Source organism: Nostoc sp. NZL, assembly GCF_015714705.1.
In the GTDB taxonomy this organism is placed as follows: domain Bacteria; phylum Cyanobacteriota; class Cyanobacteriia; order Cyanobacteriales; family Nostocaceae; genus Nostoc; species Nostoc foliaceum_A.
Genome location: NZ_WBKL01000211.1, coordinates 15,346 through 34,713 on the forward strand (window position 1 = coordinate 15,346; position 19,368 = coordinate 34,713).

Below are 19,368 nucleotides of genomic sequence, written 5' to 3' on the forward strand. Positions count from 1 at the left end.
GAGTTAAGAGTTAGGAGTTATTTATTCCTAACTCCTTTTTAATTTTTACTCCTTTAGTGTTTTGTTATATCGCTTAATCGAAATATTGTTTATATAAATTTTAAAAATGATTATGACAGATGGAATTATAGAACCCTTTAAGAGAAAGAATTCTCAATCTAAAATCTAAATTCTAAAATGGGATTAGCTAGTATAAAAATCTGATATACTCTCAGCAGTTTCTCGATAAGGAATGATGGCGCGATCGCTTCGGGTAGGCCCAGAGTATATTGATAAAGTTAAGTCAGCACTTGGGCGCAATGGCTATTATAGCCAGCAGTCCTTGCCTAGTGATATGGAATTTTCTCCCCCCACAGTCAAAAACTTTCTCACTGGTAAACCTGTTGACTCTCTAAATTTCATAAAACTCAGCGAGAAATTGGGGTTAGACTGGCGAGAAATTGCATATAAAGAACCAGAAAATCCGCAAGCTGAAACCTTGAGCGTAGAACAACAATTTAGATTAGAGAAGAACCGAGATGGACTTCAAGAAGCGTGGAATATCCAGCACAAAAAAGTCAGCCAAATAAGACTTGCCTTAATGATTGAGACTGGGACAACAAATAAATTTCAATTAGAACAGCAGTTTCAAGAAGAAACAGCTAAATTAATAAATCTAGAAGCTGAACTTGATAAAGTCGAAGCAGCACTTAAATTAGCTTCACCAACCAAAATCTTTGAAAAAAAAGTTCAAGTTTATCCATTCAAATCCCAGCCAACTAACGGGGAAGTATCACCCTTCATCACTGGCGCACCCATCACTCAACCCCGTTACTTTTTTGGGCGCGAAAAAGAATTAAAACGCCTCTTTAACTTACTCAAACGCCACCCCTTACAAAACGCCGCCATTATCGGCAAAAAGCGTAGTGGTAAAACATCTTTGCTGCACTACTTAAAAAATATCACCACCACCCCAGCACAACAGCTGCGTCCTGAGCAAAAATCTGACTGGCTACCGCATCCAAAAAATTACTGTTGGATTTTCGTAGACTTGCAAGACGCACGAATGCAAAGCCGAGAAGGGCTACTAAAGTACATCCTAAAATCACTGAATATGCAAGTGCCTACACCTTGGGATTTAGATCATTTCATGGATGTAGTCAGCGATAATTTACATTGTCCCACAGTCATCTTATTGGATGAGATTAGTGTTGGATTGGAACGCTGTCCAGAATTAGATGATAGTTTTTGGGAATGTTTGCGGTCTTTGGCAACTAACCATACAGGAGGGAATCTAGCATTTGTCTTGACTACCCCCGAATCACCGATTGAAATGGCGCGAAACACAGGACACAGTTCACCCTTTTTCAATATTTTCGGTTACACCGCATATCTGGGAGCATTGACTGAGATAGAAGCGCGAGAATTGATAGCGAGTTCGCCCATTCCTTTGACTGATGAAGATGTAGAGTGGATTTTGTCACAAAGTTGCTGCTGGCCACTGTTATTGCAAATTCTATGTAGAGAAAGATTATTTAGTTTAGAAGAAGGAGAGACTGATGATAATTGGCGTGAGGAAGGATTACGACAAATGAAACCATTTGCTGATTTATTAGATTCATAACTAGCAGAGTAATTATGAAAGCACACCGAATTGAAACAAAGTTAACTAAAAACGGAATCTTGATTATTGAGGATTTCCTGTTTCAAGCAGGTGAAGCAGTAGAAATCCTAATTTTAGAACGTTTTTCCCAACCTTCAGACTCTAACCTTTATCCTTTACAGGGAAAGGTTATTCATTACGATGAACTAATTGAGGCTGTTCTATAGAAGATTGGGAAGTGCTGTCATAACTACGTTTGTAATGACAACAATATCTTTAATATCTCTGCTATTAACCTAAGCAGGCAAATTATGCCTTCTCAAAACTCACTCACTAATTATGCTGAAATCTACACTGATGCACCTAAACCACACTCTAATTTGATCATAGGTGGTTTACAACTATTGTTTTGGCTATTTTTTCGTCCTGTAGCTTGGTATCAGCACACTTTACATATTAAAAATGAGATTACCTCTTTAGCAGACTTGAACAAACCATCTGTATGGCAGCCAGTGCTACAAGGGTATTTAATCGTACCTCTCTGGGCTAATTTTATCCTTGGTTTAGTACTTTGGGGATTAGGTCAGCCATTACCAAATATTTTGTCTATTGTGGCCTCAAGCTTAGGGTGTTGTGTAGCATTAAGCGTGGCATTTGGCGTGGCGGAAGGCGTGGCGTTTGGCGTGGCAGAAGGCGTAGCGTTTAGCGTGGCATTTGGCGTGGCGTTTGGTGTGGCGTTTGGCGTAGCGTTAGGCGTGGCATTTGGCGTGGCATTAGGTGTGGCATTAGGTGTGGCGTTAGGTGTGGCGTTAGGTGTGACGGAAGGTATGACGTTTGGCGTGGCAGAAGGCGTGGCGTTTGGCATGGCAGAAGGCGTGGCGTTAGGCGTGGCGTTTGGCGTGGCGTTAGGCGTGGCGTTAGGCGTGGCGTTTGGCGTGGCATTTGGCGTGGCGTTTGGCGTGACGTTAGGCGTGGCATTTGGCGTGGCATTTGGCGTGGTATTTGGCGTGGCGTTTGGTGTGGCGGAAGGCGTGGCATTTGGCGTGGCATTTGGCGTGGCGTTTGGCGTGGCGGAAGGCGTGGCGGAAGGCGTGGCGTTTGGTGTGACGGAAGGCGTGGCGTTTGGTGTGCTGTTATTTCTGGGTATAACTATCAACTTATGGCGACCAATAGTTTTATACCCATCACTCCAATTATGGAATTTAGCACTTTATCGGTTGGAAGAAAATCGCATTAACCAGCCTTCTATTTTATTAAGATTGTCTAATATATTTCCTTATCGAATTAACCAAAGGCACACCGATGAAACATTTCCAAAGCCCATATTACCTTTACCTTCTCAACAAATTGAAAAAAGTATAGATGAGTATTCAAGTTCATTACGCTATCATTCAGCCTTTTGGGATCAATTTCAACGCATACCTTTATATGGCTTAGAGAAGTATTTACTTTTAGTCATAGAACATAACCCAAGCGAGGGTGAAGCTGCCATTGATTATCTCAATAAAAGTCACCAAAAGTGGGCTGTTCAAATTTGCAAAGATGCATTGAACCTAAGAAAATGTGATGATGTAGAAGCTATACGTCAGCTTCATCGCACCATAGAAATTGAGGAATTAGGGAACTCAATTAATTCTGTCCTACGCATATTCACTCGCATCAGTCAGGATGTAAACGCAGCATTAGAACAAAGAAGTAATTACAACCAGCGTATAGCTCTTAAAGCTGTAGCAGAAAAACTAAATGGACAGCTAGAAAACTTCAATCGTATTAATAATAAATACGCTTCTTTCTTTCTACCTTTTGCGAAAATATGGCTGGATATAATCAATAAATATATAGAAGAATTAGCTATCAAAGTTGAACAAAATAAAGAAATTGATAACCCTTGTATTATTGGTGTACCGCTCACACTAGAGCAAGAAATTTTCACAGGGCGTGATGACATTGGCTTACGCATTGAGCAGTTACTTTTAGATCGCCGTCGTCCACCTCTGCTACTATATGGTCAGCGACGCATGGGTAAAACTTCCCTCCTAAATAACATCGGAAAGTTACTACCTAATAACATCATTCCCATGTTTGTAGACTTGCAAGGCGCACCTTCATCAGCTAGTGACCATGCAGGTTTTCTCTACAACCTGGCTAGAGAGATGGAGAAGTCAGCAAAAAAGCAAGGTTTAACTCTACCGTCCCTAGCCCGCGAAGTACTAAAATCTGACCCTTTCACCTATTTCTATGAATGGCTAGATAAAGTAGAACAGGCTCTAGAACAAAATACCGCCTTACTAGCGCTAGATGAATTTGAGGTGCTAGACAACGCCATAACCAAAGGTCGTTTTGATGAACAGGATGTTTTGGGAATGTTGCGTCACCTCATCCAACATCGTCCCCGCTTCAAGGTTTTACTGGCTGGCTCTCATACTATTGAAGAATATCAGCGCTGGGCTAGTTATCTAATTAATGTCCAAGTAGTGCATATCTCCTACCTCAAAGAAGCGGAAGCACGACAATTAATTGAACGTCCCGTCAAAGATTTTACCCTCCGCTATGAACCCAACGCTGTTGAGCGAGTGCTGCAACTCACCCGTTGTCACCCATTCTTAGTACAACTACTCTGTGCGGAAATTATCGTCCTTAAAAACGAACAAGACCCCTCTATCCGGCGATTGGCAACTTTAGCGGATGTGGAAGCCGCGATACCAGAAGCTTTGCAAAGTGGCAGCTTTTTCTTTGCTGACATTCGAAACAACCAAGTAGATGCTACTGGACAAGCTATTCTACGTTTTATCGCCGTTCAAGGGGAAGGGGCTATAGTCAGCCGCCAAATTCTATTGCAACAGTTCCCCGATGCTAATATTACTCTCAACTTGCTGTTGCAACGGGAGTTAATTGAGGAAGTTGACGACGGCTATAGCTTCCAGGTGGAGTTGATTCGCCGCTGGTTTGTTTGAATCATGTCTGATAAATTAACTTATGACATGCCATTGTGAATGAAGCAAAGCAATCCCAACATCCTTGTGATTGCTTCGCCTCGCTCGCAATGACAAGCTTTTAACTGTACGTGATACAAAAGACTCGTTCACGAGTATCAAAGTCTCGTTCACGAGTATCAAAGTCTCGTTCACGAATATCAAAGTCTCGTTCACGAGTATCAAAGTCTCGTTCACGAATATCAAAGTCTTGTTCACGAATATCAAAGACTCGTTCACGAATATCAAAGACTCATTCACGAATATCAAAGACTCATTCACGAGTATCAAAGACTCATTCACGAGTATCAAAGACTCATTTACGAGTATCAAAGACTCATCTGAGCTTAACTATTCGTCACCCAGTCTTTTATTTACCAAAGCGACGTTCTATATCATCTGCTTGGGAACCGCCGCGAACTGAGTTAATCCGTAACGAGGTTTTATCTTTAGAAATGTTATACGTTAAAGGCTTTGTCTTAGATATTCGCGCTTCACCCTCTTTAACCAAAGTCTGGGGTGGATACTTAATAATTAAAGCTTTAATTGCCTCAATCCGTTTGGGTACTGCTGGATGAGTTGTATCAAATTCAGAACCAGGAGTTTGAGCCAAAACCTGCATGACTCTCAAACATCCTTCTGGTTCAAAGCCTGCTTTCACAGAAGCTATGTAGCCAATTTCATCAGCTTCAAACTCTTGTTGTCGTTCTTGTTCTGCTAACCGCTGTTCTAACTCTTTTTTCTTTTTCTCGACAATCTCATTAATGCGTTGCTGTGATTCTACTTGTCGTTGAGTACCTTGATTGCCAAGAACGGAACCTAGGAAACCACCGAGATTTCCCCCGATTACACCACCCAAAACGGCACCGCCAACAGTAGCAGCTGTTGACTCTTGGTTTGCAGTTTCTCTTTCTCCCAGTACTTCTTTGGTTGCTTCTTCCTGAATTTTGGCAATCAACTCAGTTCTTTGAGCTGCGCCAACAGCGATGTGACGCTTGGTGTGATGTCCCATTTCATGGGCAACTACACAAGCTAATGCTGAGGAATCACCAGCTAACTGGTCAAGTATGCCATCGTAAATCGCAACCAAATTAACGTCACTTGCAAATGCATTGACATCATACTTGGGAACAGCCACAACTCGCCAAGGACGATTATCTAATTCGTTGGCACGCGCTATTCTATCTATGACGCGATAGAGAGTATAAAAATCTTCAGGTAATTCTTTTTTAGCTTGCTGGTAAAATGTTGTGGCTGTGGGTGCTGGTTTCTTCTGTTGGACTGGTTTAGCCTGGACTGGCAGCATTGCAGAGAACAAAAGTAGGCACAAGGAACTAGTAGTTAGCAGTGTTCTGTCCCAGTTAAGCATTATTGTTGATACCGCTGTAATACAAGGATGATTTTTATACAATAATGCAAAATAGATTTTGTGTAAATTTAAGATTTACAAAGGTACTACAAAACAAAGTCCGCTCAGGAGGACTTCGGTCTGTTGGCGTTAGCGACGGTAGCCATGTCGGCACAGCGTAGGCATAGCCTGTCGTAAACATCGCTACTCAGAGATAGAAGTTAGAATACACTTACATCAGACTTAGGTAGCTATTTACTGCTTGTGCTGGCGTAATTGCTCTACTATATAATCTTCTAGTTCTTGCCTTTCTCTCTTACTGGCATTTCGTTGATAAGTTCTTCCGGTTTCTTGCATAAACCTGCGTTTTTCGCTTGGAGAAGATTTGAGTTTACCTCCGGTTCCTTGCAGCTTTTGCTGTAATTCTTCCCAAGTTTTTTCCCCTACACTTTCACCTACTTTGACTAGTACCTTTGGTAGTAATATTTTTGCCTCTCTTTGAAAATCTTCTTCTGTCTCAAGGGAAGCTAAATCTATATTGCTGAAGTCGATATCGATTTGAAACTTACTCATATAATTGTCTTTGTTCTTCCAAGGATTATTACTACAATTGGGGTCTATGGAGATTACTTTCTAACTTTATTATTGTCAGATTATAAGTATCAGAATCGAAATATATCAAATTAATTATCAGTCTGCAATTCACCAAAATCTTCAAAAGCACTATTTTTTCTTTGTGCATCTTGGCTCAAATCATGGTTATATCTCAGATAATCATTGATTTTATCGATTTTTAAAGAATGATTTAAGACTTTTATATCCAAAGGAATATATATCTAGTTAATGCAAGCTTAAGCAGGTTACGAGTATTAAAAATGCTATCTTAAGGGCAAAGGTCATTTGCTCAATTTTTGAGGAAAACGCTATGACTACAACGCTCATAGAGGCTACTTCTATAGAGTCATTGCTAGGTAAAGAGGCAGAAGACCTGCTTACCTACAAAGCAAAAGTTTCTCGTGATTTACTACATTTGCCTGGGCCAGACTTTGTAGATCGCATCTGGATCAACAGCGATCGCAACCCTCAAGTATTACGTAATCTCCAGTTACTTTATTCTACTGGTCGTCTTGCATATACTGGGTATCTGTCTATTCTCCCGGTAGATCAAGGGATTGAACACTCAGCAGGTGCGTCTTTTGCACCCAATCCGATTTACTTTGACCCAGAAAATATTGTCAGGCTAGCGATCGCTTCAGGTTGCAATGCGGTTGCTACCACTTTGGGGACATTAGGTATCGTTTCACGCAAGTATGCCCACAAAATTCCCTTTATTGCCAAAATCAATCACAATGAGTTGCTGACTTTCCCTAATCAATTTGACCAGGTATTGTTTGCTGATGTCGAACAAGCTTGGAATTTAGGGGCGGTGGCGGTGGGTGCGACAATTTACTTTGGTTCAGACCAGTCTACTAGACAAATTCAGGAAATCAGCAAAGCTTTTAAACGCGCCCATGAACTGGGGATGGTGACAATTCTCTGGTGTTATCTGCGAAACAACGCTTTTAAACAAGATAAAGATTACCACCTTGCTGCTGACCTCACCGGGCAAGCGAATCATTTGGGTGTAACCATTGAAGCCGACATTATCAAACAAAAGTTAGCTGAAAATAACAATGGTTACGGTGCAATTGCCAAAGCCACTGGTAAGAGTTACGGCAAAACAGATGAGCGGGTTTACACAGAGTTGACAACTGACCACCCAATTGATTTAACTCGTTACCAGGTACTAAATTGCTACTCTGGGCGGGTCGGGCTGATTAATTCTGGTGGCGCGACTGGTAAAAATGACTTCGCCGAAGCAGTTCGCACCGCTGTAATTAATAAACGGGCTGGTGGTTCGGGATTAATTTCTGGGCGAAAGACATTCCAACGTCCCTTTGAGGAAGGTGTGAAGCTATTTCACGCTATTCAAGATGTTTATTTGTCGCCGGATGTGACGATAGCTTAAGGAGTGGAGAGTGGGGAGTGGGGAAGAAGCAGGGGGCAGGGAGCAAGGGAGAAGAATTTTCCCCTCTGCCCCCTGCACCCTGCCCCTCTGCCTCTTCTCCATGCTCAATGCCCACCTTACTTTTTATATATAGATAACCAACCTAGAGGAAGACGTTCACTCCATAACAGTTCTCTAATATTTAATCGTTTGTTAAATATTGAGGAGCAAATATCTCCAATGTTGGAAATCCAGAGAATATTTAATCAATTGCGCCGCAAAATTGCGATAGTCATGCTGGCAAGTTTAGTGTGGCTCATTAGCTTACCTGCTACTTCAGTTCAGGCGGAGGGTTATTATTCGGAAAAAAACCACAAGGTAGAAGTAAATAAACCTTATTACACCAGCAAAGACCGACGGGTAGCACAAACTGAATCTTCCAAACCTTATTACGCTACCAAAGAACGTCAGAAGGTAAAAGTTAATATACCAGCAACTGGCGATGATTATATCGATAGTGGAAGGCGTACAACAGAAGGGATTCCTAAAGACTCGGAAAGTGGGAGTCGACCAAGAAATTCCAGAAGTTATGCTGAACCGAAGCGGTGAGGAAGCAGTTAATTTAGAGCGAAAGGCTACGATCGCAGTAATTTTGAAAAAGAAATTACCCAAAATCAAGCCGCTAAAGGGGATTTTGATTGAGTCACTTAACTTCGCTACAATCCAAATCCAACAAAAATAATTATCCTTACACTCTACCTCCAAAGGAGGCTTGGTGAGATTGATGGCTGTTATAAAAGCCTAGCTGTGTGCCCTTGCATCTATAGACACTTAGCTGCTAATAAAATTGCAAATCTTTGTTAACTAAACCAGCGAAGGAATTCTGAGAAAGCAAATCTTGGTAGGGATTCTGGGATATCCTTAGATAAGTGAAAGATTTGCCAAAAAAAAAGTAAGAATGAAGCTGGCAGCAAGAGTAAGTCAGGTAACACCTTCATTAACCTTAGCGATCGCAGCCAAGGCTAAGGCACTGAAGGCAGAGGGAATAGATGTTTGTAGTTTTAGCGCTGGAGAACCAGATTTTGATACCCCAGCGCATATTAAAGCCGCAGCAGTCAAAGCTTTGGAAGAAGGCAAAACCAAGTATGGTGCAGCAGCCGGAGAACCAAAGTTAAGGGAAGCGATCGCCCATAAGCTTAAAATTGATAACGGTCTTGATTACAAGTCTGAGAATGTCATCGTCACCAATGGCGGTAAGCATTCTCTGTACAACTTGATGGTGGCGCTGATTGATCCAGGTGATGAGGTAATTATCCCTGCACCCTACTGGCTAAGTTATCCCGAAATGGTAACCTTGGTCGGTGGAGTTCCGGTGATTGAGCCTACAGATGCCACGACGGGTTATAAAATTACTCCCGAACAACTCCGTAAAGCAATCACGCCGAAGACGAAGTTATTTATCCTCAACTCCCCATCTAATCCCACTGGGATGGTGTACACGCCAGATGAAATCAAAGCACTGGCGCAGGTAGTAGTTGATGCAGATATCTTTGTCGTCTCTGATGAGATTTACGAAAAGATTCTCTACGACGGTGCAGAACATATCAGCATCGGTTCGCTTGGGAAGGAAATTTTTGACCGCACTTTGATCAGTAATGGGTTTGCAAAGGCTTATTCCATGACTGGGTGGAGACTTGGTTATTTAGCAGGGCCCGTGGAAATTATTAAAGCAGCGAGTTCCATCCAAGGGCATAGTACATCTAACGTGTGTACCTTTGCCCAATATGGTGCGATCGCGGCTTTGGAAAGTTCTCAAGATTGTGTCGAAGAAATGCGCCAAGCTTTCGCCAAGCGGCGACAAGTTATGTTAGACAGACTCAACGCCATTCCTGGATTGAGTACCGCAAAACCAGATGGCGCTTTTTATCTGTTCCCTGATATCAGCAAAACCGGTCTGAAATCCCTAGAATTTTGTGATGCTTTGTTGGAAAAACATCAAGTTGCAGTCATTCCCGGAATTGCTTTTGGTGCTGATGACAACATTCGCCTTTCCTACGCCACCGATATGGCGACGATTGAAAAGGGAATGGATAGATTAGAGCAATTTGTCAAGTCGCGTATTTAATTAGTTGTCATTTGTCATTTGTCATTCGTCATTTGTGAGGAGAATTTACCAAATCTCCAAATTTTAACTCCACCTTTTCGACTCAGAACGGGTGGAGTTCATTTTTAAACCTGAAGTTCCGAGTTTCAGACAGGGGAAATGCATCTTATTTTCTAACAAAAACTAGTCTCTCAATGCCATCAAAAAAGCTAGTAGGCATCACTCCAAAAAAAAGATTATTTGTGCAGTCGATGCATCAGAATAGTATCAAGGGACGATCGTTCTCAATATCACCCCTTGGTATTTGCAAAAACAAGATACAAAAGCTCTTTACAATATTTGCGATCGCACTAACTCCCTTTATGAAAAATCTAGCTCTACTATCTGCTACAGCCCTCGCCGCCACAACTGGATTGGTTTTTGGGACAATGCAAGCCGCCTCTGCTGCCACTTTAACCTGGCAATGGAATTATTCTGGTACTGGTATAACAGCAAACGGTAATTTTAGCAGTAATGACACCCCTGACGATTTGGGTTTTTACCAGATTACGGGGATTACTGGTACACGAAATGGTGAGACAATTACTGGTCTGCAACCTGCTGGGACTCCAATACCGGGAAACGAACCTTTTAATGTTGACAATTTAATTAGTCTTAATAGTCAGCAGTTAACAGGTGACGGTTTTGGGTATTCCACCTCCGGGGGAAACTATTCTAGTCCGTTTTTTGCTAATTTTTTGCCGACACCAGGTTATTTAGAGGTTTTTTCTGCGCCACCATTGACACCAGGTTTTGAAAATTTTGGGACGGAAGATAGTGAATTACCCATTAGTTTTTCTGCAACTATAGTCAGCATCCCTGAACCCACCTCTATCCTGAGCTTACTCGCCCTCGGCACTCTCAGCACACATTTAGCATTGAAACGTAAGAAGCTATCCAAATTAACTGATAATAAGCTCGAAAAAGTTTCCTAGTTTTGGTAATAGAAAATTTCCATATTTCAGAAGCTTTAGGGTCAATTATCAACGCTTTAGGAGGTAGACATAGACATATCAGTTATGGAGCCAGGGCAAACACATCTAAATTACTCCTTGATCATAATCAACGTTAAGAACCAACGAAAAATAAAAATAAGCATTTCTTGTTTAGTTTAGTTTCCAAGACTCATACCAATTCACGAAAATCCTGATACATATAGATTTATAGTAGGGGCATGGCAATGCCCCTACGAGCGTATTTGTATCATTATTAAAGTGAAATGGTATCAAAGCGATGTCTACGAAGGGCTACGCCTATGCTTAAATCCTTATCAATAAACAAGCCTTTATGAGGTTGATTTAAGTTCCAGAGGCTTTTAGTAAAACATCACTTGTTTAATTGGCTCTAATCCATCTAAAGACAACTCACGGGATTCAAGATAATATAAGATTGCTTCAATAGGGTCTAGTGCTTCAATTGGGTAATGCCTATGCTCGTATGCTTCCACAAGCGTAGTTAAAACTTTCAAACGGTCAAACTCTGGTGTATTTAGTTCTGCATCAAACAATCTTTCAATTTCATCAAGTGCAGCACGATAATCAGCTTTGGTGCGGATCGGACAGGGTTCAAGCATAGTTATTACTGCCTCAAATATTTATTAAATCTACCTTGTCGGATTTTTTCTGTTTTTAATGTAGATTTGACTGGTAACTTTGATGCAATATAAAAAATAAGTATATTTTGTTCTCAAAATACTTTTATTTAAAACTTATCAAACGTGGAAAAGTCCTGACTAGGACAATTCCTCCAACCAAGGCAAAAATTGATCCTAAGCTGATAAACATAACAGGTAAAAACCATAAACTTAACCAAGAGTTGATCATGGCAGAATTTGGCTTTTCAGGACTATATAATATTTCTACCTGCTGACCTTTAGTAAATTCTGGTGGGTTGCTGCCTGAATTTGCTTCAAAAACTGTTGGTTCACCAGAGGGAGTGGTAAATTCCACCACTGGATAGTAGACATAAGAGGAACGGCCCTTACTATCAGTTGATGAACGTTGCACCAAATCGATTATTGTCCCTTGTGCTGGTACTGCCGTGGCCACAAAGGAACGAGTATTCAGCCCAATTATTATGCCCGTGACGGCAATTATGCTGCCAACACCGCCGAATATTGAACCAAATATCCGAAAGAACTTTGTATCTTCATTCATAAAATATTCAAAAGTTCGATATAGCCAAGAGTTTTGATTTCAACTTTTAGGTTGATATTTCTAGATTAGGTAACAATCGGGGAGAACCAGGGGAGACAAGTCTTGAGACTTTTGTTATTCTCCCCAATGTCTTCTCAAATCTACATCAACTCCATTTCCCGCAACCCCTGGCGTAGTCTCTTAGCCTCATCGGGATTATATCTTTCATGCAGGGCGATCGCTTTTTTAAAAGCCGTTAAACTATCTTGATGATTGCCAGCTTTGAGCAACACTACCCCTAAATTTTGATACGCTTCGGCATAGTTGGGATTTAACGCGATTGCATTTTGGTAACATGCGATCGCATCTGTAAATAAACCCAAAGCCTTAAATGTCATCGCCAAATTATAATGTCCAACAACAAAAGTAGGGTCAATTTTCAAAGTTGTGGCGTAAGCAGCTTTCGCACCGTTTAAATCTCCTGCTGCTTTGAGTAAGTTACCTAAGTTATTGTATGCTCCTAATTTGAGCATGGGGTAAATTGGCAATTTGATGGCAGTTTTATAGTGAGAAATAGCTTGTGGAAATTTTTGCAACCGACTGTAGGCAATGCCTAAATGATAGTGGAGTTCATATAAAATATCATAGTTTTCTTCAGCAGCGCTGATTCCTCGTCTCAGCAACTCCATACCTTGGGAAACTTTCCCAGTTTCCACATACAATGCCCCTAATTTACTGCAAACATAGGGATCATCAGGATGAGTAGCGAGAAATCCTTCCATCGCCGTAGCTGCTTTGGCATATTTGTTATTTTGAGCGATCGCACTTTTTTGATATCCTACGTGTGAAAGTGCCACCCCTGGTAAATAGCCCACTTGCCAATGAGGTTCTTTGGTTAAAATTTCTGACACGCTATCATCTACCAAAGCATGATAAGGACGGTCAAAGCGAATATCTGGATGATTGCGGAACAGCCTGGAAACCAGAGAATAGGGAGATTGTTCTGCACCAATTTCGTGGCGGACGAGGTTGATGAGCAGGTATTCGTCTCTTGCGATCGCCTCTCGCAACTGCGGTACAATTCCTGGTGTCAGAGTTTCATCAGCATCTAATACCAGAATCCAATCTCCAGTGACATATTTTAGAGCTGCATTGCGGGCAGCACTGAAGTCATTACACCATTTAAAATGATGGACTTTTGCACCGAGTTGTTGGGCAATATTGGGAGTGCGATCGATTGAGCCTGTATCCAAGACTACCATTTCATCGACTACTTTTCTGACACTGTTCAGGCATTTAGGCAGTGTTGCTGCTTCATTTTTCACAATCATGCACAGACTGAGTTTCATATTGCCAATAAATTCTGGATTCAGATTTTTTTGCTTGCTTTAGTGACCAACTTCTATTTTGTGCCGATATAGCATCAAATCATCATATGGCGAGTTTTTAACAAAGCACAGCATAAGGATACTTGATTTGCCATCAAAAATCCTCAAGTTGTACTTGTTAGACAAGCTTACTGAAACTAACTCAAGATATATATATCTTAGGACTTCCGCAGAAGACATCCCCCAATCCCCTAAATAAGATCCATCCCTTTTTTAGGGGTGCGCTCCCTTCGCGCGGAGCGATCGCGTTAAATCCCTCAAGAGCGATCGTAGCCAACTCTTACTTTTATGAGTAATTTTAACCAGCCCCGCCACAGTACCTGGATACCAACGGGTTTATTACGTCGATGTTCTAAGTAACCTCTATATCAAGCGATGTCTAGCGACAAGCCGCTTCTCTAGGAGACGCTCTGCGAATACGTCTACGCTTCCATAGCCCAACTAACTGTTAAGTTCATATAAACTAATTCCTCAGATCACCAACCCCAAAGTGGCTATCGTATACACTGGATACAAAAATGCCATAATTTTTTCAGAAAATTACTTAATTCTTGAAGAAGGTTTTGTAGCTCAAAATGACTAAAATATGCACAACCAAGTAACATTAATTGAACATCCATTGATTCAGCACAAACTAACGCTGATGCGTAAAGCTGAAACCAGCACAACTAAATTTCGTACTCTCCTTAAAGAAATTAGCCTGTTGTTAGCTTATGAAGTCACACGGGATTTACCACTGAAATATGAACAGATTAAAACACCATTAGCCCCAATGAATGCACCAATGCTTGCTCCTGATAAAAAGTTGGTGCTAGTTTCTGTGATGCGGGCAGGACAAGGAATTTTGGATGGTATGCTGGAGTTGATGCCATCAGCACGGGTAGGGCATATTGGTTTATACCGTGACCCAAAAACCCTAATTCCTGTTGAGTATTATTTTAAAGTTCCTCATGATGTTGACCAGCGAGATATGCTCGTGGTAGACCCAATGCTGGCGACTGGTAATTCGGCTGTGGCAGCTGTGGAACGGCTGAAATCAACTAATCCCTTATCAATTAAGTTTGTCTGCTTACTCGCTGCACCAGAAGGTATCGAGCATTTTTGTGATGTACATCCTGATGTGCCGCTGTATACTGCCGCCATTGATGATCATTTGGATGAACATGGCTATATTATTCCTGGATTGGGAGATGCAGGCGATCGCTTATTTGGCACAAAATAAGCTGATTAACCATGAGCAAATGATGATCAATGCAGTAATTAACCGGACACTGCACGAATCCTTGATTAACAACTTTTACATTCGTAAAATTTGATAAATTTTTAAAATAAAATCATAGCAAATACATCAAATTGATAAACTAACTTCATATAAAATATTGATTTTCTCGGACTATTTTATGAGCATCTACTATAGTATTGGATATTTAAACTAACAGACTCGAACGTTAAATATTACATTGTAGATAATTATGGAAAAATCGATTTTTGGACAATTAGAAACAGAAATATCACAGCGAATCATAAAATTATATAATGATAGACTAGGCAAGTCTCCTAGCCTAATTATTTGTCATTTTTTTGATACTGAAATTGTAATTTCTATAGAAAACTCTGTGACCCAAGCAGAACAAACTCTACTGAAGGGAGGTTATGCGATTTTAGCTGAACAAATACGATTATATTTAGACAAAATAATTAAACCAGAATTGAAAAATTTTATTGAGGAAATTATTGGTCAACCAGTCCTAGAACTTATGTCCAACACAAATTTAGCAACAGGTCGTACTGGAATTATTGTAGTTTTCAATCAATTACCTGATCTGCGTAATCTTGAATTTATTCCCAAGGGGAATGTAAAGAACTTAGCTGACTGATGTAGCGACTGATTACTACTTATAATTGAATAAAATCATAGGGTTTAGTAATGCAATCATCAAATCCTGTGAGCATCGCAGATTCATAATATTGTGCCATTGTTAGAGGTGTTATTGCAATGAGTGGGATAGTAGCGGTTTTTGAGTCGTGTTTGAGGTAATTAATAACTCGGTTCGCACTCAAATTAGTTAGCATCATATCTAGCGTCTCTAAACTTACACTAAAGTTTTCCTTTTATCCTTACTTACCTGCTGTCCTCTGTTGTAACTGACGTGCAAAAGCGATCGCCTCTGTTGGTGTTGAGACTTTCCCTTCAGCTTGTGCTACGCCAATTTCTGTCAACAGTTGGCCGATGATTGGCGAAGCTGGAATATCTAATGCTATAATCAACTCCTTCCCGCTTACTAGTGGAGTGGGATGAGCGACCAGATCATCAGGGTTTAGGTAGCGGTTGATCAAAGGTGCCCAAATAAGGCAGCGTCTTGCTTTGGTTTCCACTGCTGTGTGTAGTGGCTTGTCACCAGACATCGCCTCTACCAAATTATCAAGTGCTACAGCGAGTACTACGGTAGCGGGAAAGACAATATCTGCGTCATGGAAGAAAAAGTATTGTTCTCGCAAGGACATATCGACTACTTGAAGCTGCGGTAACAGTTTCAAAGCAGTGGTTACACCCCGGATTTCGGCACGACTATAAGTTAGTTGCTGTAGCTCTATTTCTGCTAATTCTGGATCTGGGTTGACAAGACAAGCAAGTTTGGCAATACCTAACCAAGTAGTTTTGATACTATCGCGGACATATTCTTGCAGTTGTGCCCCTAATTGTTGCCAATTTTGGGTGAGCAAGGCGGCTGCATTGTCAACTGCTGCTAGTTTGATCAAGCTTTCACGGGTGGTGTTTTTGAAGAAGGGGGCAAGTAAACCATCTTCCCAAGCACTTGTGATCCAGCAAGTACCCTGAGAATTTGCCAGTAGATAGCCAATTTCTACCCTAACTCGTTCGGCTGCAACTTTGCTGATATGTGATGCTAAAGAACGAATTGCGGCTTGGGTAGCTGGCTCAATAGTAAAACCTAGTTGGGCGGCTTGGCGATAACCTCGCATTAACCGCAAAGGATCATCTTCTAAGTTCGCGGGTGATACCATTCGCAAAATGCCCTGTTGTAAATCTGCATAACCTTGCAGAGGATCAATGATTTCTTGGGTATGGGGATTATAGGCGATCGCATTTACTGTAAAGTCCCGTCTGTGCAAATCAACTTCTAGACTATCTCCTTCCTGTTGGGCAAAGTCAGCTGTGGCGTGAGGAAAAACCACACGAGCAATTTGTCGTTCGGCATCGAGCAACACAAAACCAGCTTTGTAATGATGAGCGATCGCTCTCGCTACCTTTACCGCATTGGATGGTATAACAAAATCTAGATCCAGATATTCGCGAGTTCTGCCAAGGATAGCATCTCGGACAGCGCCACCTACCATGTAAGCGGGTTGTGGCAAGAATTCCAAGCTGAAAGGCCAATTTTCGGGAGCTAGGGTAGAAGAAATTGATTCGTGCATTGTAATAAAAATCAACCCAGCAACTCATGAATAACAGTTGGGCTTAAGTTAGATTAACAATAAAGGCCCCTGGAGTTGGTTCTATTATGTGTATTTGCGTGAACTGCCACTATGTAGACCGATGTGTTACCTATCATGCCGTCGAAGGACAGCACCAACAGCCTCACTTGACCGAAACACCAAATTTTGACCCGAATGAACCTTCTATCAATGTCAACATTCGGACTAAAGAGGATGTAATTGAAATGGAATGGGATGTTGTTGGTTGTCTGAGCTTCAAACGGGAAACGGGTAAGTGGTCGAAGTTGCGTCCTGGTGAATTAGTGCCGACTTGATAGAAAATGATTGGTGTATCTTACAGCTATTTTCGGGTAAATAGACCACTCGGTAAGGGCACAGCATTGCTGTGCCCTTACGACAGATGTGCTTCAAATACATGATTTTTGCTGTAATGAGATTTTGTCCATCTCAACGATCGCGAATTTATGGTATAGGGAAGAGATGTCGGGAAAGCGATCGCTATTAGAAAGTGAACAGCAAGGGAAGATTTGCGATCGCCTACGGCGGGCGCTTGCGCCATCGCGTTCTGATTTTGCTCAAACAGTAAAACATTTACCCTAAGACTTCTGTGCAAAGCATAAGAAAAGAAATGTAGTCTATTCAATTAAGAACCGCTATGTTATATGCTTGAATAAATCACGTTAACTTTATAAAAATAGATATTTTAAGTAACTTTGACAACGGAACTAGAAGACCTTGTAACAAATAAATACGCTTTGGCACTACATACCACCACACCAGAATTAGGTTTGGGAATTAGTAATTTTGCTGGTGAAACTCGCTCTCAGGTTTGGAATTTGGGACGTGATTTATCTAGCTTAGTACATCAATATTTAATTGAATTTCTCAAACCGCAAACTTGGGGAGATTTGTCATTTATCGCAGTTGCAAAAGGGCCTGGCGGCTTTACAGGAACTCGGATTGGTGTTGTTACTGCTCGTACTTTAGGGCAACAGTTAGATATTCCTGTATTTGCGATTTCAACTTTGGCTGCGGTAGCTTGGTCAGAAGCAAGCAAAAGTCAAAATCCAAAAACGATTGCTGTGGAAATGCCAGCCCAACGAGGTCAAATTTTTGCTGCTATTTATCAGTTTGAGCCAGATGCTTCTAAACTCAAAGTGTGTTTGCCAGATAGAGTGTTCACACCAGAAGCATGGCAGGAAACTTTAGCGAATTGGAACACTAATTATCAGTTGATTCAAGCCCAATTTGGTCTAGCAGCGACAGTGACAAGTATTTTGGAACTAGCTAATCTCGATTGGCAAGACGGCAAGTGTCCTAATTGGTCAGAGGCTTTGCCATATTATGGGCAACATCCTGTAGAACTTTAACTGATATGCGTCAATTCCTTCGCGTCACAGTACATAAATCTAAAATCAGAACAGCCACAGCCAAACTGGGAGAGTAACCAACAATACTATAGCCCCAGTAGCTAAAGCAGTAACCGCTAAATCGCGATCGAGATTGAATGTCTCAGCAATTACCAGTGTGCCGAAAGCTGGGGGCATAGCCATTTGTAAGAGAATTACCTTTGCTGTGGAACCAGTTAATCCAAACAGTGGCAATATACTGCCCAATATCAAGGGAACTAACAACATTTTGATTCCCAAACTCATCCCTGCTTGTGGTAGGCTACGCCAAGATTTGAGCAGTCCTAATCGCATTCCGATTAACACTAGAGATAAAGCTACACTACTCCAAGCCAATTTCTCCAAGCAGAATTCTACCACTGTGGGAATTGTTGCTTCTCGAACCAGCAAGCCAAATCCGAAACTCCATAGCGCAGGATTAATTAAGATGGCCCTAGCAGTCTGCCAATGATTCTGGACACCGCCGCCAAAATGGGCTGCTAGTAGAACACCCAAGCCATAAGTTCCTGGGAATGAACCTAACAAATCGTAAAATAACGCCCAAGCAAAGTATTCCTTGCCTAGTATTGCTAAGGTGATGGGAAAGCCAAGATAACCTGTATTACCCAACGTTGCCGCTAGGATCAAGCTAGCCTGAGTTGGTGCTTGGGGGACAGTATTTCTAAAATAGGCTTGTCCTTTAATCCCTAACCAAGCTAAAAATGCTCCGAGTAAAATGGCGAGATAAGCGATCGCAGGTGCAATCCAAATTTGCCCTGACAAGCTAGATTGACGCAAAAAAGATACTATGCTTATGGGTACTCCCACCCAAAAAAGATACTGTCCCAAACGTGTAGGAACTGTTACAGGTAGTTTGCGTCCGAGAATAAAACCTACCAGGACTAATCCTCCCAGCTTGACGTATAGTTCTAAAAGGTTTGTCAAGATTGCGCCTAAGAACCACAGATG

The 19,368-nt window shown here is 41.4% G+C and carries 21 protein-coding genes; 12 read left to right on the plus strand and 9 right to left on the minus strand.

The features are described 5' to 3' along the window. Positions 1–232 precede the first annotated feature (232 nt). From F8R90_RS33270 to F8R90_RS31800, 3 genes are all read left to right on the plus strand, one after another. Entirely contained in the window at positions 233–1,603 is a 1,371-nt protein-coding gene (locus tag F8R90_RS33270; RefSeq protein WP_331000758.1) for an ATP-binding protein, read from the plus strand. Between the two features lie 14 nt (positions 1,604–1,617). Beyond that, a complete protein-coding gene (locus F8R90_RS31795) occupies positions 1,618–1,809 on the plus strand; it encodes a hypothetical protein (protein WP_230967216.1) in 192 nt (63 codons plus the stop codon). Positions 1,810–1,893: 84 nt separating this feature from the next. Next, positions 1,894–4,536 carry an AAA family ATPase gene (locus tag F8R90_RS31800; protein WP_230967219.1) on the plus strand — a complete coding sequence of 881 codons (2,643 nt, stop codon included), beginning with the start codon at positions 1,894–1,896 and terminating at the stop codon, positions 4,534–4,536. Positions 4,537–4,924: 388 nt separating this feature from the next. Here the strand turns inward: F8R90_RS31800 and F8R90_RS31805 are convergent, their stop codons facing one another. Both F8R90_RS31805 and F8R90_RS31810 read right to left on the minus strand, forming a co-directional pair. After that, positions 4,925–5,923, minus strand: a complete 999-nt coding sequence (locus F8R90_RS31805) for a M48 family metallopeptidase (RefSeq protein WP_196514051.1) — start codon at positions 5,921–5,923, stop codon at positions 4,925–4,927. A 234-nt stretch (positions 5,924–6,157) separates the two neighbouring features. Beyond that, the gene (locus F8R90_RS31810; protein WP_196514052.1) at positions 6,158–6,475 is read right to left on the minus strand and encodes a hypothetical protein; all 318 of its coding nucleotides are present in this window, start codon (positions 6,473–6,475) and stop codon (positions 6,158–6,160) included. 352 nt (positions 6,476–6,827) lie between these two features. Here F8R90_RS31810 and F8R90_RS31815 point away from each other — a divergent pair, with 352 nt between their 5' ends. The 5 genes from F8R90_RS31815 (at position 6,828) to F8R90_RS31835 (ending at position 10,967) form a co-directional block, all read left to right on the plus strand. Further along, entirely contained in the window at positions 6,828–7,910 is a 1,083-nt protein-coding gene (locus F8R90_RS31815; protein WP_196514053.1) for a class I fructose-bisphosphate aldolase, read from the plus strand. 219 nt (positions 7,911–8,129) lie between these two features. Next, a complete protein-coding gene (locus tag F8R90_RS31820; RefSeq protein ID WP_196514054.1) occupies positions 8,130–8,498 on the plus strand; it encodes a hypothetical protein in 369 nt (122 codons plus the stop codon). Beyond that, positions 8,479–8,631: a hypothetical protein gene (locus F8R90_RS31825; RefSeq protein ID WP_196514055.1), complete on the plus strand. Its 153-nt coding sequence runs from the start codon at positions 8,479–8,481 to the stop codon at positions 8,629–8,631. Before F8R90_RS31820 ends, F8R90_RS31825 begins: the two co-directional genes overlap by 20 nt. Positions 8,632–8,847: 216 nt before the next feature. After that, positions 8,848–10,014, plus strand: coding sequence for a pyridoxal phosphate-dependent aminotransferase (locus tag F8R90_RS31830; RefSeq protein ID WP_196514056.1), 1,167 nt, complete (start codon positions 8,848–8,850; stop codon positions 10,012–10,014). A gap of 173 nt (positions 10,015–10,187) precedes the next feature. Next, positions 10,188–10,967 (plus strand): PEP-CTERM sorting domain-containing protein, encoded by a 780-nt coding sequence (locus F8R90_RS31835; RefSeq protein WP_230967221.1) that lies wholly within the window; start codon positions 10,188–10,190, stop codon positions 10,965–10,967. Positions 10,968–11,347: 380 nt separating this feature from the next. Here the strand turns inward: F8R90_RS31835 and F8R90_RS31840 are convergent, their stop codons facing one another. From F8R90_RS31840 to F8R90_RS31850, 3 genes are all read right to left on the minus strand, one after another. Further along, positions 11,348–11,605 (minus strand): helix-turn-helix domain-containing protein, encoded by a 258-nt coding sequence (locus tag F8R90_RS31840; RefSeq protein ID WP_196514058.1) that lies wholly within the window; start codon positions 11,603–11,605, stop codon positions 11,348–11,350. Between the two features lie 124 nt (positions 11,606–11,729). After that, on the minus strand, positions 11,730–12,188 hold the full coding sequence (locus F8R90_RS31845) for a DUF3592 domain-containing protein (protein ID WP_196514059.1): 459 nt from the start codon (positions 12,186–12,188) through the stop codon (positions 11,730–11,732). Positions 12,189–12,328: 140 nt separating this feature from the next. Next, positions 12,329–13,516: a tetratricopeptide repeat protein gene (locus F8R90_RS31850; RefSeq protein ID WP_196514060.1), complete on the minus strand. Its 1,188-nt coding sequence runs from the start codon at positions 13,514–13,516 to the stop codon at positions 12,329–12,331. A 625-nt stretch (positions 13,517–14,141) separates the two neighbouring features. Here F8R90_RS31850 and upp point away from each other — a divergent pair. Together upp and F8R90_RS31860 are read left to right on the plus strand one after the other, a co-directional pair. Continuing rightward, the gene (gene upp, locus F8R90_RS31855; protein WP_196514061.1) at positions 14,142–14,777 is read left to right on the plus strand and encodes a uracil phosphoribosyltransferase; all 636 of its coding nucleotides are present in this window, start codon (positions 14,142–14,144) and stop codon (positions 14,775–14,777) included. A 250-nt stretch (positions 14,778–15,027) separates the two neighbouring features. Then, complete coding sequence (locus F8R90_RS31860) at positions 15,028–15,432, plus strand: DUF2294 domain-containing protein (RefSeq protein WP_196514062.1); 405 nt, start codon at positions 15,028–15,030, stop codon at positions 15,430–15,432. 19 nt (positions 15,433–15,451) lie between these two features. On the opposite strand, the gene F8R90_RS31865 is transcribed toward F8R90_RS31860, so the two are convergent. Beyond that, positions 15,452–15,631 carry a hypothetical protein gene (locus tag F8R90_RS31865; protein ID WP_196514063.1) on the minus strand — a complete coding sequence of 60 codons (180 nt, stop codon included), beginning with the start codon at positions 15,629–15,631 and terminating at the stop codon, positions 15,452–15,454. A gap of 42 nt (positions 15,632–15,673) precedes the next feature. Next, positions 15,674–16,990, minus strand: a complete 1,317-nt coding sequence (locus tag F8R90_RS31870; protein ID WP_196514064.1) for a CCA tRNA nucleotidyltransferase — start codon at positions 16,988–16,990, stop codon at positions 15,674–15,676. 86 nt (positions 16,991–17,076) lie between these two features. Between F8R90_RS31870 and F8R90_RS31875 the strand changes: the two genes are divergently transcribed. Next, the gene (locus F8R90_RS31875) at positions 17,077–17,325 is read left to right on the plus strand and encodes a Ycf34 family protein (RefSeq protein ID WP_190893341.1); all 249 of its coding nucleotides are present in this window, start codon (positions 17,077–17,079) and stop codon (positions 17,323–17,325) included. Positions 17,326–17,402: 77 nt separating this feature from the next. On the opposite strand, the gene F8R90_RS31880 is transcribed toward F8R90_RS31875, so the two are convergent. Next, on the minus strand, positions 17,403–17,570 hold the full coding sequence (locus tag F8R90_RS31880) for a hypothetical protein (protein WP_196514065.1): 168 nt from the start codon (positions 17,568–17,570) through the stop codon (positions 17,403–17,405). 154 nt (positions 17,571–17,724) lie between these two features. Here F8R90_RS31880 and tsaB point away from each other — a divergent pair, with 154 nt between their 5' ends. Next, the gene (tsaB, locus tag F8R90_RS31885; protein ID WP_196514066.1) at positions 17,725–18,381 is read left to right on the plus strand and encodes a tRNA (adenosine(37)-N6)-threonylcarbamoyltransferase complex dimerization subunit type 1 TsaB; all 657 of its coding nucleotides are present in this window, start codon (positions 17,725–17,727) and stop codon (positions 18,379–18,381) included. A gap of 45 nt (positions 18,382–18,426) precedes the next feature. Here tsaB and F8R90_RS31890 read toward each other — a convergent pair whose 3' ends face one another. Beyond that, on the minus strand, positions 18,427–19,344 hold the full coding sequence (locus F8R90_RS31890; RefSeq protein WP_196514067.1) for an AEC family transporter: 918 nt from the start codon (positions 19,342–19,344) through the stop codon (positions 18,427–18,429). Between the last annotated feature and the right edge of the window lie 24 nt (positions 19,345–19,368).